Origin of the sequence: Methylomonas sp. MED-D (genome assembly GCF_050276835.1) — a bacterium.
Taxonomy (GTDB): Bacteria; Pseudomonadota; Gammaproteobacteria; order Methylococcales; family Methylomonadaceae; genus Methylomonas; species Methylomonas koyamae_A.
This window is the reverse complement of the sequence record NZ_CP189965.1, coordinates 360,016-377,489: the sequence shown is the minus strand read 5'-3', so window position 1 is coordinate 377,489 and position 17,474 is coordinate 360,016. Positions and strand designations below refer to the sequence as shown.

The following is a 17,474-nucleotide window of genomic DNA, read 5'->3' as shown; positions in this document are numbered from 1 at the left end:
AAATAACGGCATGACGCCCACCATCACGCTGTCCACCGAAGACTACCAAGCCTTGCTGGCCGAGCAGCAACGGCTGGCGAGTCAACTGCGGTTGGTGACGGTCGAGCGGGATTTATTGAAAGAACGTGTGGATGCCTTTCTGCATAGGCTGTATGCCGCAAAATCCGAGGCGCGGGCCAATCCGGCCCAGCGCGACCTGTTCCTGAACGAAGCCGAAGTGTTGGCGCCGAACGGTGCTCCAATCGCCGAGGAAGCCACGCCCGAAGCGGTCGAGGTGGCCGGTCACCGCCGTAAGAAACGCGGTCGCAAACCGCTCGATCCGCATCTGCCGCGTGAGATCGTGCGCCATGAATTAGCGGAAGCCGAACGCATCTGTGCGCATGACGGTACTCGTCTGGTGGAAATCGGCGCTGAAATCAGCGAGCAGCTCGACATCGTGCCGCAACAGGTGCGAGTCATTCAACATCACCGCGTCAAATATGCCTGCCCGTGCTGCGATGAAAGCATTCGCGTGACGCCGGCACCGGTTCGCATCATCCCCAAAGGCTTACTCACCGAAACGGCATTAGCCTGGGTCGTCACCGCCAAATACCAGGATAGCCTGCCGCTGTATCGGCAAGCCGCGCTGTTGAGCCGTTTCGGCGGCGATCTGTCGCGCAACACGCTGGCGGCTAGCATGGTGCGGGTTGGCGACGCAGTGCAACCCATCATCAACTTGCTGCGCGACCATCTGCTCGATGCCGATCTGATCCTGGGCGACGAAACCGTGGTTCAAGTGCTCAAAGAATCCGGCCGAGCCGCGCAAAGCAAAAGCTATCTGTGGGCACAAATGACCGGCTCCGGACCGCCGATTCGGCTGTTCAGCTACACGCCGGGGCGCGGCGGAACGCATGCGCAGCCGTTGTATGAAGGCATCAAACCCGGCGCGGTACTGATGAGCGACGGCTATGAGGTGTATAACGCCATTGCAGCCAGCCGGGGTGCGATTCACCTCGGCTGTTGGGCGCATGCGCGGCGTTATTTTGTCGAGGCCGAAGCCGCCATTCCTAAAGCCGCGCGCGGCCCGGAGCAACTGGCGACGCAGTTTATCGCGGCGATGGGTGAACTGTACGCGATTGAAACTCAGACGGAAGACCTGAGCGTCGAACAGCGTGGGCAGCGGCGCCAGGAGCAAAGCCGACCGGTTTTGGTCAAAATCGAAGCCCTGCTGCTACAACATCTGCATGCGGTAATCCCCGGTAGTTTGCTGGGCAAGGCTTTGCATTACTTGTCATCGCAGTGGTCCAAACTGATCCGCTTCGTCGACAACGGCGCTTGGCCCATCGACAACAACCTCTGCGAAAACGCCATACGCCCCTTCGTGGTGGGCCGCCGCAATTGGTTGTTTTGCGATACGGTGGCCGGCGCCCGTGCCAGCGCTAATCTTTACTCGTTGATCGAAACCTGTAAGGCCAATAGCGTCGACCCTTACACCTATCTGGTCGATCTGTTCCGAAAGCTTCCCACCGCAAAAACTGTCGAAGAGTTCGAAGCGCTGTTGCCTTGGAATCTCGACGCCCTAACGGACTAATCGTACGCCAACGGTTAAGTCATTGTCCGTTTCAGTTCTAGTGCGTCCTTCAAAGATCGCTTACCGTTCTCGTCCATCAGGTTCTCCTCTTGCGTTTGCTTGGCGGCTCACGCTCTCGAGTTTCCTGATGGACTCCTCTAAATGTCAAACTCCTGCTGTCTCCCCGGCTAAGCCGGGGGATTTCTCATTTTTGGTTAACGCATGGGTCGCGGGAGCAACCGTCGGTTACGGGCATTTGATCAAAGCCGCCGAATGGAATTTGTACAAAAACGGCATCACCGAGTTTACCGCGAGAACATTGTTCGGTCTGGACCTCACGCCGTTTGTCACGGCGGTTCGTAGCGGGATTACGAGTTCCTTGGAACAGCACCAGTTTGATGCCTTAGTGATGCTGGCTTTCAACATCGGCGCCGGTGCCAACGGCTTTGCCGGTTCCTCAGTGGTTAAGATGATCAACGACCCCACCGCGAAAACCAATTACCCCAATCTGGAAGCCGCCTGGAAGGCTTGGAATAAGTCGCAAGGCAAGGTATTGAAAGGCTTGGAGAATCGCCTCGCATGCGAATGGGTGGTTTTTTCACAAGGCGTTTACAAAAAATGGTGAGCAAATGATCGGATTCCGTCGCCGTTCCGCGTTGATCGCGGTTGTGTTGAGCTTAAGTTTTAATTTCGCGCACGCGATCGACAACCCCGACACCCCGGATCTTACAGCGGAATTCCTATCTCGCGCCGATGCGTTCGAACAGGCAATTTACCAACACGCGCAAACCGCGGAACAAACCGATCAGGCTTACCGCGACTACGCAGAGTTTTTGGATAAGGCGCTTAACCGCGCGTATTCATCTCTGCAGAAAAATCTGCCCGAACCGAGCAAACAAACCTTGTTGCGTTCGCAACGCTTATGGCTACAATTTCGCGATGCTGAACTGGATTTTATTAACGGAAATTGGACCATCGAGCAATTCGGCTCTTCTTCAGCGATTTCCCGTCACGGCTACCGAACCGCTCTGATCAAAAGCCGCGTATTGGAATTATTGCAATACCTAAAAAATTATTAGACCTTACTCAGCATACTCCGCGCCGACTACGGAATTCCGAGCAGGAACGCCGACGCGCCGCGAGAACGGCAACCATCACAGATCATCACTCCGATGTATCAATCCCCGCGGATTTTTAACGACATTCCGAAATAGGGTGTTCACGGCGTTTCAACTGGATGTGACTCGCCCTTCATTTTGGCCTTACCGATTTGCAACATCTTTTCCTTATAGTCGGGCAGCATCGCTTTAAATTCGTTTTGCGCGGATTCTCGAGCCTGATGATCGCTTAAATTAGCGTCGAAGCGCTCAATAACATTCTTGACGGCGTTTTCGGTAGCCTTGGCGTCTTCAGTCATCACCCGCAATTCGCTACGGTTAGGTTTTACCGGCTCATCCGAAATCCCGGGTACGACGCTCTGCCCAACCGGCGGCACGCCGCCCCCCGCCCCGGAAGTCGGCGGCCTTGCACTCGTCTGTTGTACGGATTGTTTGTTCGACGAACTGTCGTCGGACGAACAAGCACTTAGTAACATAGCCAAAGCAGCCACACTAAACCGGAGCCTCATCGTCATTCAACCCGGTCGATAGCTTGCGTATTAAAGCGCGGTGACCAAACGCCATATGGCTCGGTAACCCGCCTGGGAAACTTCATCATCGATTTGCCCTCTTCTGCTATTCCGTCCCGGTCCGGAAGTACCAGTTGGCGTAGTTGATCCGGTTGCCGGCTTGGTCCGGTAGCGGTGCCCAGTTACTGATGTAAATATAATACTGCCGGTTGGCGGTCAACGCGGCGTTCGGCGTCAGCGTGACGGTTTTGCCGTCGGCGCTCAGCGCGTAGCTCGCGCTCGGCCGTTGCCCGGTCACCGCGTCGTACAGCGCGATCGTGTCGCTGTTCAATGCCAGCGGGTTGAGCCGTTCGGCAAAGGTGATCACCACCGGGCTGTTCAGGCCGATGCCGCTGGTGTTGTTGGCCGGGCTGTATTGCACCACACTGGTCGAGAGCAGGTCGGCACCCGCGCCGGTCGTGAAGCTTCTGTCCTGTGCCGTGCCCAGTACGTTGCCGCTCAGGTCTTCCACGCCTTCGACGTGCAGGCTGTAGCCGGTGTTCGCCAGCAGCGGTTGTTGCAACTTCAGCGTCAGGGTTTTCCGGTCGCCGCTCAGCTCGCGGGTCGTCGCGATCGCGTCGCCGCCCTTGCGCAGTTCCACTCCGCCCAAGCTCAAACCGCTCACCGGTTCGTCGAATTGCACTTGCAGCACTGCGTTCGTCGGGACGTCGAGTTGGTCGGCGACGATGCTGTAGCCGACGACGTTGGGCGCCAGGTTGTCCGCCGTCAGTGCCGCCGTGAAGTAGCGGCTCTGATAGGCGTTGTTGCCGTTCATGTCTTGAACGGAGTAGACGTAGAAGTAGTAGTTGCGCCCTACCGCCAAGGCTTGCGTCGGCACGAGGGTGAGCGTGCGGCCGTCGGTGCTCAGGTCGAGGCTCGCCGGGACGTGCTGGCCGGTGACGGTGTCGTACAGGTACAAACCGCCGTCGTTGACCGTGACCGGGTCGATCGCTTCGCTCATCCGTGCTTTGAAGACGGCGTTGACCGGGACGTTGGTCGCGCTCGCGGCCATGCTCCATTCCACGACGCTGGGCGAGGCGGTATCCGGACCGTTGCCGGTGCTGAATTGGCTGCTCCGGCTGACCACGGCGTTGCCGGCGTAGTCTTGGGGTTGATCCACCGTTAGCGTGACGTCGCTGTCCACCGGCCACGGTTCGTGCGGCAGGTAGCTGACTTGCCGGTTGCCGTCGCTGAAGCTGAGCGAGTAGCTACGCGCATCGTAGTTCGGCACTTGCGCCAGCGGCTGGTCGCCGTCGTCGCCGAGGAAGCTCAGCGGGCTGACCGCTTCGTCGAAGCGGATCGAGACGCGGTTGTTGATGCCGACTTGGCCGGCGCCGTCGATCGGACTGAGCGCCGTGACTTTCGGCGCGATGCTGTCCGCCGTGGCGCCGACTGCCGTCGCGAAGTACCAGAGGTAGTCGCTGTTGTAGGTCGATTCGGCGCCGCTGGCGTCTTTGACCCCGGCGCGGATGCCGATTTGATAGCCTTGGTTGGCTTGCAACGCGGCGTTGGGCACGAGCCTGACGACGCGGTTACCTTTCAGCAGGCTGACCGTGGTCGGTATTTCGGCGCCGTAGTAGTAGTTGCGCAGGACGAAGCGGCTGTTGTCGACCGTGGCCGGGTCTAGCGCTTCGTTGAATTGCAGCTCGATCGCCGGGTTCAGCGGCAGCGTGATGCCGTCGTCGGTGTTCAACGCCAGGACGTACGGGGTTTTCGTCGCCGGGTCTTCTTCGGTCCGGAACGAGGTGTAGAAGCTGTTCAGGGCATTGCCGCTCAGGTCTTGGGCGGTGCTGTCCAAGAATACTTCGATCCGCGCGTCTTTCGCCCAGGGCTGCGCCGGGGTGTAGACCAAGGTGCGGCCGTCGCCGATCAGTTGCAGGTTGCCGGTGATCAGGACGCCATTTTGCGAGACGTGCAGCGCGCCGGCCAGGCTGCTGGCTTTGAGCGCTTCGTTGCTGTACAGCACGATTTTGTTTTTGGACAGCACGTTGTAGGCGCCGTTGCCGGGTAAGGCGGTGGCGATGCTAGGCCGGCCGGTGTCGTTGGCCGCCGCGGTCGTGAAGACTTTGACGGTGTCGGCTAGCCGGTTGCCGCTGAGGTCTTTGATGTCGTCGGTCAGCAGGACGGTCACCAGGGCCGAGGCCGGCAGGTTGTAGTTGAGGGTGACGGTGCGGCTGTCGGCCGAGTAGCTGATCGACGGTCTGACGACGTCACCGTTGACGAACAAGCCGACGTTGTTGCTGACCGTGCTTTGGTTGAGCGATTCGGAGAAGGTCAGGACGATCGGGTTGTTGCCGTAAACGTCCATCGCGCCGTCGTTCGGGGTGATGGATAGCAGTTGCGGCGCGGTATTGTCGCCGCCGGTGCCGGTGGTGAAGTATTGGTAGCGGTAGCTGTTGCTGTTGCCGGCCAGATCGAGGACGCCGTTGACGGTGATGTTGATCTGGGTGTTGCCGGGCAGCGGGGTCAATGGGCTGAAGGTGACGACGTTGCCGCTTTGCGCGAAGCTGCCGGCCAGTTGGCCGCTATAGCCGCTGGCGCTGATGGCGATGCCGCTGTCCAGGGTGGTCGGGTCGATCGCTTCGCTGAAGCTGAAGGTGATCGGCGCGCTGGCGCTAACGCCGGTGGCGGCGTTGGCCGGGCTGATCGTTACCGTCGCGCCGGTGGTGTCGGCGCTGGCGCTGGCGCCGGTCGTGAAGTGGCTGGTTACGGTGCTCAGCCGGTTGCCGATATAGTCGTACAGGCCATCCAGCACGACGGTGTAGTCGCTGTTGATCGCCAGCGTGCTGCTCGGGGTGAAGGTGATGGTCCGGTTGTCGCTACCCAGGCTGGCGGTGCCGGCCACGTCGACGCCGCCGACGCTGAGCCGGACGCTGCCGGCGACGCTGAAGGCGCTGATCGGTTCGTCCAGCACGAAGCGCAGTTTGGCGTTGACCGCGATGCCGCTGGCGCCGTCAACGATGTTTTGACCGCTGACCAGCGGTACTTCCTGGTCGCTGGCGCTTCCGGTCCGGAAGTACCAGTTGGCGTAGTTGATCCGATTGCCGGCTTGGTCCGGTAGCGGTGCCCAGTTACTGATGTAAATATAATACTGCCGGTTGGCGGTCAACGCGGCGTTCGGCGTCAGCGTGACGGTTTTGCCGTCGGCGCTCAGCGCGTAGCTCGCGCTCGGCCGTTGCCCGGTCACCGCGTCGTACAGCGCGATCGTGTCGCTGTTCAATGCCAGCGGGTTGAGCCGTTCGGCAAAGGTGATCACCACCGGGCTGTTCAGGCCGATGCCGCTGGTGTTGTTGGCCGGGCTGTATTGCACCACACTGGTCGAGAGCAGGTCGGCACCCGCGCCGGTCGTGAAGCTTCTGTCCTGTGCCGTGCCCAGTACGTTGCCGCTCAGGTCTTCCACGCCTTCGACGTGCAGGCTGTAGCCGGTGTTCGCCAGCAGCGGTTGTTGCAACTTCAGCGTCAGGGTTTTCCGGTCGCCGCTCAGCTCGCGGGTCGTCGCGATCGCGTCGCCGCCCTTGCGCAGTTCCACTCCGCCCAAGCTCAAACCGCTCACCGGTTCGTCGAATTGCACTTGCAGCACTGCGTTCGTCGGGACGTCGAGTTGGTCGGCGACGATGCTGTAGCCGACGACGTTGGGCGCCAGGTTGTCCGCCGTCAGTGCCGCCGTGAAGTAGCGGCTCTGATAGGCGTTGTTGCCGTTCATGTCTTGAACGGAGTAGACGTAGAAGTAGTAGTTGCGCCCTACCGCCAAGGCTTGCGTCGGCACGAGGGTGAGCGTGCGGCCGTCGGTGCTCAGGTCGAGGCTCGCCGGGACGTGCTGGCCGGTGACGGTGTCGTACAGGTACAAACCGCCGTCGTTGACCGTGACCGGGTCGATCGCTTCGCTCATCCGTGCTTTGAAGACGGCGTTGACCGGGACGTTGGTCGCGCTCGCGGCCATGCTCCATTCCACGACGCTGGGCGAGGCGGTATCCGGACCGTTGCCGGTGCTGAATTGGCTGCTCCGGCTGACCACGGCGTTGCCGGCGTAGTCTTGGGGTTGATCCACCGTTAGCGTGACGTCGCTGTCCACCGGCCACGGTTCGTGCGGCAGGTAGCTGACTTGCCGGTTGCCGTCGCTGAAGCTGAGCGAGTAGCTACGCGCATCGTAGTTCGGCACTTGCGCCAGCGGCTGGTCGCCGTCGTCGCCGAGGAAGCTCAGCGGGCTGACCGCTTCGTCGAAGCGGATCGAGACGCGGTTGTTGATGCCGACTTGGCCGGCGCCGTCGATCGGACTGAGCGCCGTGACTTTCGGCGCGATGCTGTCCGCCGTGGCGCCGACTGCCGTCGCGAAGTACCAGAGGTAGTCGCTGTTGTAGGTCGATTCGGCGCCGCTGGCGTCTTTGACCCCGGCGCGGATGCCGATTTGATAGCCTTGGTTGGCTTGCAACGCGGCGTTGGGCACGAGCCTGACGACGCGGTTACCTTTCAGCAGGCTGACCGTGGTCGGTATTTCGGCGCCGTAGTAGTAGTTGCGCAGGACGAAGCGGCTGTTGTCGACCGTGGCCGGGTCTAGCGCTTCGTTGAATTGCAGCTCGATCGCCGGGTTCAGCGGCAGCGTGATGCCGTCGTCGGTGTTCAACGCCAGGACGTACGGGGTTTTCGTCGCCGGGTCTTCTTCGGTCCGGAACGAGGTGTAGAAGCTGTTCAGGGCATTGCCGCTCAGGTCTTGGGCGGTGCTGTCCAAGAATACTTCGATCCGCGCGTCTTTCGCCCAGGGCTGCGCCGGGGTGTAGACCAAGGTGCGGCCGTCGCCGATCAGTTGCAGGTTGCCGGTGATCAGGACGCCATTTTGCGAGACGTGCAGCGCGCCGGCCAGGCTGCTGGCTTTGAGCGCTTCGTTGCTGTACAGCACGATTTTGTTTTTGGACAGCACGTTGTAGGCGCCGTTGCCGGGTAAGGCGGTGGCGATGCTAGGCCGGCCGGTGTCGTTGGCCGCCGCGGTCGTGAAGACTTTGACGGTGTCGGCTAGCCGGTTGCCGCTGAGGTCTTTGATGTCGTCGGTCAGCAGGACGGTCACCAGGGCCGAGGCCGGCAGGTTGTAGTTGAGGGTGACGGTGCGGCTGTCGGCCGAGTAGCTGATCGACGGTCTGACGACGTCACCGTTGACGAACAAGCCGACGTTGTTGCTGACCGTGCTTTGGTTGAGCGATTCGGAGAAGGTCAGGACGATCGGGTTGTTGCCGTAAACGTCCATCGCGCCGTCGTTCGGGGTGATGGATAGCAGTTGCGGCGCGGTATTGTCGCCGCCGGTGCCGGTGGTGAAGTATTGGTAGCGGTAGCTGTTGCTGTTGCCGGCCAGATCGAGGACGCCGTTGACGGTGATGTTGATCTGGGTGTTGCCGGGCAGCGGGGTCAATGGGCTGAAGGTGACGACGTTGCCGCTTTGCGCGAAGCTGCCGGCCAGTTGGCCGCTATAGCCGCTGGCGCTGATGGCGATGCCGCTGTCCAGGGTGGTCGGGTCGATCGCTTCGCTGAAGCTGAAGGTGATCGGCGCGCTGGCGCTAACGCCGGTGGCGGCGTTGGCCGGGCTGATCGTTACCGTCGCGCCGGTGGTGTCGGCGCTGGCGCTGGCGCCGGTCGTGAAGTGGCTGGTTACGGTGCTCAGCCGGTTGCCGATATAGTCGTACAGGCCATCCAGCACGACGGTGTAGTCGCTGTTGATCGCCAGCGTGCTGCTCGGGGTGAAGGTGATGGTCCGGTTGTCGCTACCCAGGCTGGCGGTGCCGGCCACGTCGACGCCGCCGACGCTGAGCCGGACGCTGCCGGCGACGCTGAAGGCGCTGATCGGTTCGTCCAGCACGAAGCGCAGTTTGGCGTTGACCGCGATGCCGCTGGCGCCGTCAACGATGTTTTGACCGCTGACCAGCGGTACTTCCTGGTCGCTGGCGCTTCCGGTCCGGAAGTACCAGTTGGCGTAGTTGATCCGATTGCCGGCTTGGTCCGGTAGCGGTGCCCAGTTACTGATGTAAATATAATACTGCCGGTTGGCGGTCAACGCGGCGTTCGGCGTCAGCGTGACGGTTTTGCCGTCGGCGCTCAGCGCGTAGCTCGCGCTCGGCCGTTGCCCGGTCACCGCGTCGTACAGCGCGATCGTGTCGCTGTTCAATGCCAGCGGGTTGAGCCGTTCGGCAAAGGTGATCACCACCGGGCTGTTCAGGCCGATGCCGCTGGTGTTGTTGGCCGGGCTGTATTGCACCACACTGGTCGAGAGCAGGTCGGCACCCGCGCCGGTCGTGAAGCTTCTGTCCTGTGCCGTGCCCAGTACGTTGCCGCTCAGGTCTTCCACGCCTTCGACGTGCAGGCTGTAGCCGGTGTTCGCCAGCAGCGGTTGTTGCAACTTCAGCGTCAGGGTTTTCCGGTCGCCGCTCAGCTCGCGGGTCGTCGCGATCGCGTCGCCGCCCTTGCGCAGTTCCACTCCGCCCAAGCTCAAACCGCTCACCGGTTCGTCGAATTGCACTTGCAGCACTGCGTTCGTCGGGACGTCGAGTTGAGCTGCGCCGACGCTGAATCCAAGGATGCGTGGCCCATTCGCGTCTCGGTCAAACGAGGTCGTGAAGTAGTAATTGACGTAGCCCAGTGGGTTTCCGAACAAGTCCTTGATGGCGTTAGTGACGGCTATCCGGTGTTGCCGCCCAACCGCCAACGCGACGTTCGGAACGAAGGTCGCGCTTTGCCCGTCGCCGTTTAGCGTTACGACGCCGAGAATTTGTTGCCCCGTGACTTGATCGTAGAGTTGAACGCTTTGATCGTTAACGGTATCTCCATGCACCGGTTCGCTAAAGCGGATACCGACTACAACATTGACTGCTACGCCGGTACTGTTGGCGGCTGGGTCGATAGCCGCTACCGTGGGCGGCGTCGTATCGACAGTGTTTCCGGTTTTGTAATGGAACGAATAGGGAGTCGCGATCGGATTTCCCGCGCGATCGCGCACTCCAGCGACTACAACCTTATATTCGGTATAGTCCGCCAATAAATCGGAGGGCGTAAAAATCAGTTGCAAGCCGTCGCTCGACAATCGCACCTTCCCGGCAATCTTGGCGCCCCCTTCCAACAAACCTTGAAAAATGGTAATAGAATCGGCATTAATCGATTTGGCGGACAAAGGCTCGCCGAAGCTGACAATGATCGGATTGTTCTCCGGAATGTCGATCGATGCGTCGGCCGGCGACGTTCCGGACACCGTCGGCGGCGTTACGTCGGGATTCAAAGGATCGGTACCGTTTTGCACCTCGGTCCCGTCGGGAACGCCGTCGTCGTCGGAATCGGTATCGATCGGGTTGGTGTGCATGTCGACTTCGTCGCCGTCGGAAAGACCATCGTCGTCGGAATCGGTGTCGTTAACGTTCGAACCGTATACAGCTTCTTGTTCGTCGCTCAAGCCATCCCGGTCGGTATCCGCTTGCACGGTCAGCGTCAAACTGGTTGAGGTTTGTTGGTTTCCGCCGAAATCGGTTGCTTTGGCGACCACGGTTATCGTGTTGCCGACGGTGCCGAACGGCACGGTTACCGGGTACTGATAAGGCCGAGAGGTATCGGTGTAGACCGTCTGACCATCTACAATGAACGATACCGACTTCACTCCAATATCGTCATCGGCGGTCGCCGTCACGGTAACTTTTTTACCCTCGACAACAATGGTATCTTGCGGCGGCTCGCTGATTTCTATCGTCGGCGCGACGCCACCTTTGTCTTCGGTCAAACGGTATTGTCCGATCAATAACGTCGAGGTACCGTTCGCTTCGAAATCGGAGATTGAACTGGATGCGGTCAAGTAAACGTAGTTGGAATCCAGCGCGACGCCGGTGCCGTTGTAGTCGTTGAAATTTCTAAAGTCGACAGTGCCTTGAAACACCGCGGATTCCGGGTCTTCGATATTGACGTACGGGACTGAATTGACAAACAAGACTTCGGCGAAAAACGCAAAGCTATCGGTCAATTCAACGTCGTACGGATAAAACGCCGCATCGGAAGCCACGATGATAGGATTTGTTGGATCGCCTATATTGACTGCCTTGAAGCCGGAGGTATAGGCCGAGACATACGCGTAACCGTCCTTGACGGCAACGTCTTTTACCGGACCGATACTAAGGCTGCCTTTTTTAACAGGATTGGCTTTGTCGGTTACATCAATGATATGCAGCGAAGTTCCAGCGACCACGGCCACGATATTACCTTGCGCATCCACACCTTTAGCTTCGCCGAGTCCACCGAGAGAGCCAGCCGCGATCGGTTGTGCGGGTTTATGGACATCCACGATTTCCAGGCCACCGTTACCGTCGGCAACGTAGGCGAATTGGTTGTCGATTTTGACGTCTTGCGCGACGCCCGCCGTTTCGTAAGAGGCGAGTAGAAGAGGATTGGCCGGATCGCTGACGTCAATAATCTGCAAACCATCTTCGCCGTCGGCAAGATAAACCACGTTACCAACCACCCTGACGTCGATCGCGGTACCCGCAGTATCCAAACCGCCAACTATCGTCGGGCTGGCATGGTTGGCCACGTTAACGATTTGTAAGCCCTTGCTACCGGCGGCGACGTAAGCGAAATCGCCGGCCACATCGACATTGTTGGCATAACCGGGGATTGAAATCGACGATAGCGCGGTCGGGCTGAACGAACCGACGGTGACTGTGACGGTTTTTTCCAATCCGCCGTTACGAACCGTTAAATTCGCGGTTCCGGCCTGGCCTGCAAACAATAAACCGTCCTTGGCACCGAAGCTAACAACGCTCAAGTTGCTGGAGCTGTAACTAGTGCCGGTGGATTTAGCGGTAATGTCCTCAAGCGTGCCGTTTCCGCGCTTGCCGGACACTTTCACCTGTAAATTGGCCTCGTTATAAACCGTATTGAACGTCATCGTCGGATTAGCTGGCGCGACGATCAGCTCGACAAAACTGCGACCGCCGCCGTCAGTACCGTCGGTCGGGTTGTAACCAGCGAGGATTTCATCGTTGTCGTTGACGCCGTCGCCGTCGCTGTCGGCTTTCAGCGGATCGGTGGTGTAGCCGTTGGAGCCGGCGACTTCAATGCCGTCGCTTAAGCCGTCGCCGTCGGTATCCGCCAAACGGAAATTAGTACCCAACTGGTACTCGCGTTTGGTCGTCAAACCGTCGTTATCGGGGTCTTCTTGCGCGTCGAGAGGATCGTTCGGGTTCAAACCGTTGGCCAGCTCGAAATCGTCCGGCAGACCGTCGTTATCGGCATCTCCGGTCGTCGACACGCTGATGCGTTTGAAGGCGACGACTTCATCCTTGCGGGCAGTGATCAATACGCTACCGCTGGAGACCGCGGTAACCAAGCCTTCGGCGTTGACCGACACAATAGCCGGGTTGCTGGAACTATAGTTTGTACCGTTCGAGGAGGCGGTGACGTTTTTGACGGTACCGTCGCGGTAGGTTGCTTCAACCTTTAACTGCGCGGTTGCGCCTTGGCTGGAGAGAGTTTCGACTGTGGGTTCGCTGACCTTCAGGCTAACAGGGATGGGTTCAATATTCTCAAACGTGATGTCCGGCACGTTAACGATGCCGTTTTGGACAATATTGAAGTAATCGCTTTCTCCGGAGAAGGTGTCGCCCAGCTTGGTGCAAGTCGCCCTGGCTCTGACCCGGCCCATTTGCGAGGGCACGTTAGGCATCGACCAAGCACCATCCTTGCCGACCTGTACGGTTCGGTTGAGAATATTGACGACGCAGTTCTCATCCAGCACGTTGGCCGCCGATTGCCCGCTTCCAGCAAGCCCCAACAACAAGACCAACACATAAAAAGCTTTCATGACCTGAGTGTTCATCGTCTTTATCTCCCGATACCGCAGACGCTTCGAATATTACTTTTTTAAACTGTCGATCGCGGCGACGAAGGTTTCGAACGACTGCATGCCGTCGAAGCGCCGGTAATCGACTAACTGTTTATCCTTGATCCGCCCAATTAAGAACGCAGGCGTACCGTTAACGCCCAAACGACTGCCAAGCGCGATGTCGTTCTGTACCTTTGTTAATTGCGCCGGGTCATCAAGACACTTCTTCAATGCGGATTCATCCAATTTGTGTTGTTGCGCAACGCCGGCAATTAATTCGTCGCTAGCCTGGCCGCGGGCCTCGAAAATTGCATCGTGCATCGCCCAGTATTGCTTCTGCTCGCCCGCGCAACGCGCGGCCAGCGAGGCCTTTTTGGCATGCGCGTGAAAATCCAGCGGGAAATCCTTCATAACGTATTTAACCTTGCCTTTATCGATATAACTTTCGCGCAGTTTGGGGAAAACGTTTTTGTAATGCTTTCCGCAAAATGGGCATTCGTAATCCGAAAACTCCAATATTGCTATGGGTGCATCGCTCTTTCCCAACGCCATTGCCTCGGTATCGGACAAGGAAACAGGTGCCACTTTAGGTTTGGCATCCGCTAATTTTTTCTCTAAATTAGCGACTTTTTCCTTTAGCCCACTAATTTCTTTGCGCATTTCCGAAATTTGCATAAAGATTTCGTCGGCGACCCAGTCATCCTTTGCCCAAACGAGTTCTGTTAATCCAAGCAAAAGAATCACAAGCACACTTAACTTATTCACCACGGTGTATCTACTTAAAATAGTCATTATTTCCTGTTCACGTAATACTCCATCAACTCCCCAAATGGATCGACAGTAAAAGTCTGGTATATCCCATTCTCAACCGGGACCTGTCTTTCGTACATCACGTATAGACACCTTAATCTCGTGACGCTGGTTTCATAAACGCCATATTTTTTAGGGAGCTCCGGCCTCAACGCACGTTGCTTTTCTACAATATCTATAATTTCAGATTCCGAAAGTCCTCTACCTGGGCAACTTAATTCCTGCGCCAAAACCGAATTCGAAAATAAAACAAACAAGACCAGAAAAATTTTATTCATCGCATCTCCAAGGTCATCGACCGCGCATGGCATCAACAATAACACCATTCTGATTCAGTTTAAAAACAATGTTTTTACCCGGACGCAAGGGGACCGCCGACTCAATTAAAATATAATAACAACCATGTCTGTTCAACGTATATTGACTTTCCGAAAAGGCTTTCGGCAAATCGCCTCTACTCCGTCTCTCGGCATTGACAATATCCACCACCTGTTCCTTTGATAATTCTAGAGCAGTACAGTTTGGCTCCGCGCAAGCCAGATCCACCATTAAAACTAGAATCGCCAAATTTATTATTTTCTGAAAAAACATTATGCGTTCCTCACAAAGTCATTAGAAACAGGTGGCGGGCGGAGTAAAGAAGCCATTGCCATATGAAATAGCTTCTTGAATCCAATGATCTACTACCGCTCTACAGGCATCCGGATCGGGACTCAAATTACATGAAGACCGAGCGTTGTCTAAGCACTGCTTTTCAGCCTTACTCGCTTCGCATTCGCCCTGAGCCTGGCTTACTTCCGGTTTGAAACCAGGCCAAGTTTTACAGTCCCCCCCAACACAATTAACGTGATCTTTATGCTTTCCTTCGTGGACAGCAACGCATTGCTGAGCGATTGCGTCACCGAGAACGTTCCCTCTACTAGGAAAATTACCGGGATACATACATAAAATTGGCGCACCTCGACAACAGGTCACCGTGCCAAGTAATGTTCCCGCCTGATAATCAGAGTCATTTTGTATATCCGGCTGAGTGCAACATTCGCCATCCGTGGGAGGAGGAACCTTACTGCCGTTGCTACAACTGGCACATGGCTCTCCAGCGATTGGTCCATCCGGCTTATTGCTTAGCTGGCAGTTTCCGCTACAAGTCTGGCATTCCGCGCTATATGCGCAGCCGCTCCCTCCCGGCTGACTGCCGCAATGCCACCCTGCCTTAATTACTCCCACGCCGTCATTGGATTTAATGATGCTGCCGTCGGTGCTGACCGTGCCGAGGCCGATCGCTACGAATTCTTCCAGGTCGTGGTCGTAGGAGTACATTTCCACTTGCGCGCCGGGTTTGTGGCCGTCGACGTTGGGCAGGGTCAGCCGGGCCGGCGGGTCGAATTTGGCCCCGACCGGTTGGATGGTGACAATAAACTGCGGCTGCATGCCGTTCGGCGGCGCCATCGGGATTTTGCTGGCGTTGACCGGCGTGACCGAGAGCTTCCCGGTCTTCTTGCCGTCCGGGAAGGTGACCGAGCCGCGTTTGATTTCCAACGCGAAGCCGGGTACGTCGGGCAGGGTCAGCGTGACGTCTTGGTCGCCGACGGTTTTGGCGTTGACGGTGTCGAGTTTGACCAGGTAGATCGGCGCGGACAGCGGGTTGTCGGCACCGGCGATCGTGACGAGGTTGAAGGCGAGCGTGGGCCATTCGCCTTCGGCGCTGGTGGTGCTGCCGTCGGCGACCAGGCGTACCGCGCCGACCGGGACTTCGCTGATTTTGAATTGGCCTTGGGCGTCGGTTTGTGCTTCGCGGGTGGTGCCGTCGACTCGGACGGTGACGTTCGGCAACGGGTGTTCTTGGTTGTCGAGCACGACGCCGCTGATGCTGGTTTGGCCGGCGTTGCCGGTTTTTAGCGCGGAGGCGGTGAAGCCGGCGTAGAGGCTGGTGCCAACCAGGGTGGCGGTGACGCGGTGGACGTCGAGGCCGTCTTCGCTGCCCAGCGTGAATTCGGCGGTGGCCCGCCCGTCGCTGTCGGTGGTGGCGGTCAGCGTGGTTTGGCCGTTTTGGAAGCGGCCGCTGCCTTGGGTGACTTTGAATTCTATTTGGGCGCCGGGCACGACGTTGGCGCCGTCGTCGACCACGGCGACGACGAAGGGTAGCGGCAGCGCTTGGCTGACCGCGCCGCGTTGGTTGTTGCCGCTGTTGACGGTGACTTTGCCGCCGGCCCCGACTGAGGCGCTGGCATAAAACAGGGCTTCGCCGTCGAAGCCGACCGAGGTGGCGCGGACCCGTTGGTTGCCGCTGCCGGCTCGGCTACCGAGTTTGAAGGCGGTGGCGGCGATGCCTTGGGCGTCGGTTTGAACCAGGACGCCTTGGCCTTGGTCGCTGTTGCCGGCGCCGACGATGCCGTCGCCTTCGGTGACGCGGAAGATCACGGGTTTGCCCGCGACCGCTTGGTTGGCGCCGTCCAGCAGTTTGACTTTGAGGGTTTGGGCCAGCACGCTGTTGATCTTGCCGCTTTGGTTTTGGCCGCCGAGCAGTTCGATGTGTTGCGGCGCCAGCGGTTGGTAGCTGACTTGCAGGCTGAGGCTGCTGGTGTTGCCGACGTTGTCGGCGGCGTCGATTTTGAGGGTGTTGGTGCCGACGGCGAGCGGGATGTTTTGGGCCAGGTAGCTGCGGTTGGCGATCGTGGCGGCGATGCCGTTGACTTTGACGTTGGCTTGGCCGGCGGCGACGGTGCCGCGTACGATGTCGTTGATCAGGCCGGACACGGCGATGTGGTCGGTGCGCACGGTGTCGCCATTTTTCGGCGATTCGACGGTCAGGTAGGGCGGGGTCATGTCCAGCGATAGCGAGATGGTGTCGCTGACGTCTTCGCCCTGGGCGTTGACCGCTCGGGCGGTGATGGTGTTGTGGCCTTCTTCCAGTGCGACGTCGGCTTGAAAGCTGCCGTTGCCGTGGGTGACCGGCGCGCCGTTCAGGGTGACTTGGGCGCTGGGGTCGTTGACGGTGCCTTTGACGGTTTGCGGGGTGTGGCCGACGGTCAAGAGCGTGGCCGGGCTGGTGATTTTGACGGCCAGGGCTGGGCTTTGCACCTGGCGTTCCAGCCGGGTCGTGAAGCTGAAGGTATTGGGGCCGCCGCCGGTGACGATGACCGAGACCAGACCGCCGCCGCCGGGCGTGAAGTCGTTGCCGAGATAGCCGGTCAGGTCGTAGTAGGCTTCGCCGGCCGCGGTGGTGCCGCTGGCGTTGCCGATAGCCACTTTCGCCGCCGGGCTCAGGCCGACGATGACCAGCCGGAACGGGCCTTTCAGGCTTTGGCCGCTGACGTTGTTCAGCGTCACCGCCACCGTCGCGTCCGCCGCACGTCGGTTGCGCACCGGGTTGGCTACCTTCACCGTCACTTGGCTGGTCGAGACAGGTTCCCAGTTCGCCGCCGCTTCCGCCGGGGGGGTGATCCAGCTAATTAAGACTACCGACAGAACCATTATAAAGTTAACCAATACGGAACCGCGAACTTGGCCAACTAACTTTCTCGATATCGTATTACTCAATACGTGCCAAAAAACCGACATCAGTACCCCCGAAAAATTCTAATCACTTGTCATTCCTCGCAACCTGCCTA

Annotated in this window: 9 protein-coding genes; 3 read left to right on the top strand and 6 right to left on the bottom strand. The window is 58.7% G+C overall.

Annotated features, from left to right (window positions below; genetic code table 11):
• Positions 1–10: 10 nt before the first annotated feature.
• From tnpC to ACQE3E_RS01625, 3 genes are read left to right on the top strand one after another with little or no spacing between them, the layout of a single operon-like run.
• The gene (gene tnpC / locus ACQE3E_RS01635; protein WP_313728405.1) at positions 11–1,570 is read left to right on the top strand and encodes an IS66 family transposase; all 1,560 of its coding nucleotides are present in this window, start codon (positions 11–13) and stop codon (positions 1,568–1,570) included.
• 22 nt (positions 1,571–1,592) lie between these two features.
• Positions 1,593–2,174, top strand: coding sequence for a lysozyme (locus ACQE3E_RS01630; protein ID WP_313729259.1), 582 nt, complete (start codon positions 1,593–1,595; stop codon positions 2,172–2,174).
• 4 nt (positions 2,175–2,178) lie between these two features.
• On the top strand, positions 2,179–2,628 hold the full coding sequence (locus ACQE3E_RS01625; protein ID WP_313729260.1) for a lysozyme inhibitor LprI family protein: 450 nt from the start codon (positions 2,179–2,181) through the stop codon (positions 2,626–2,628).
• 140 nt (positions 2,629–2,768) lie between these two features.
• Here ACQE3E_RS01625 and ACQE3E_RS01620 read toward each other — a convergent pair whose 3' ends face one another.
• The 6 genes from ACQE3E_RS01620 to ACQE3E_RS01595 form a co-directional block, all read right to left on the bottom strand.
• Entirely contained in the window at positions 2,769–2,966 is a 198-nt protein-coding gene (locus ACQE3E_RS01620) for a hypothetical protein (RefSeq protein WP_313729261.1), read from the bottom strand.
• Between the two features lie 316 nt (positions 2,967–3,282).
• Positions 3,283–13,047, bottom strand: a complete 9,765-nt coding sequence (locus tag ACQE3E_RS01615) for an Ig-like domain-containing protein (protein ID WP_427501178.1) — start codon at positions 13,045–13,047, stop codon at positions 3,283–3,285.
• A gap of 36 nt (positions 13,048–13,083) precedes the next feature.
• Entirely contained in the window at positions 13,084–13,845 is a 762-nt protein-coding gene (locus ACQE3E_RS01610; RefSeq protein ID WP_313729263.1) for a DsbA family protein, read from the bottom strand.
• A complete protein-coding gene (locus ACQE3E_RS01605; RefSeq protein WP_139306314.1) occupies positions 13,845–14,141 on the bottom strand; it encodes a hypothetical protein in 297 nt (98 codons plus the stop codon). Before ACQE3E_RS01605 ends, ACQE3E_RS01610 begins: the two co-directional genes overlap by 1 nt.
• A 13-nt stretch (positions 14,142–14,154) precedes the next feature.
• Positions 14,155–14,454 carry a hypothetical protein gene (locus ACQE3E_RS01600; RefSeq protein WP_071159947.1) on the bottom strand — a complete coding sequence of 100 codons (300 nt, stop codon included), beginning with the start codon at positions 14,452–14,454 and terminating at the stop codon, positions 14,155–14,157.
• 21 nt (positions 14,455–14,475) lie between these two features.
• Positions 14,476–17,337 carry a carboxypeptidase regulatory-like domain-containing protein gene (locus ACQE3E_RS01595; protein WP_427501177.1) on the bottom strand — a complete coding sequence of 954 codons (2,862 nt, stop codon included), beginning with the start codon at positions 17,335–17,337 and terminating at the stop codon, positions 14,476–14,478.
• Positions 17,338–17,474: the final 137 nt, after the last annotated feature.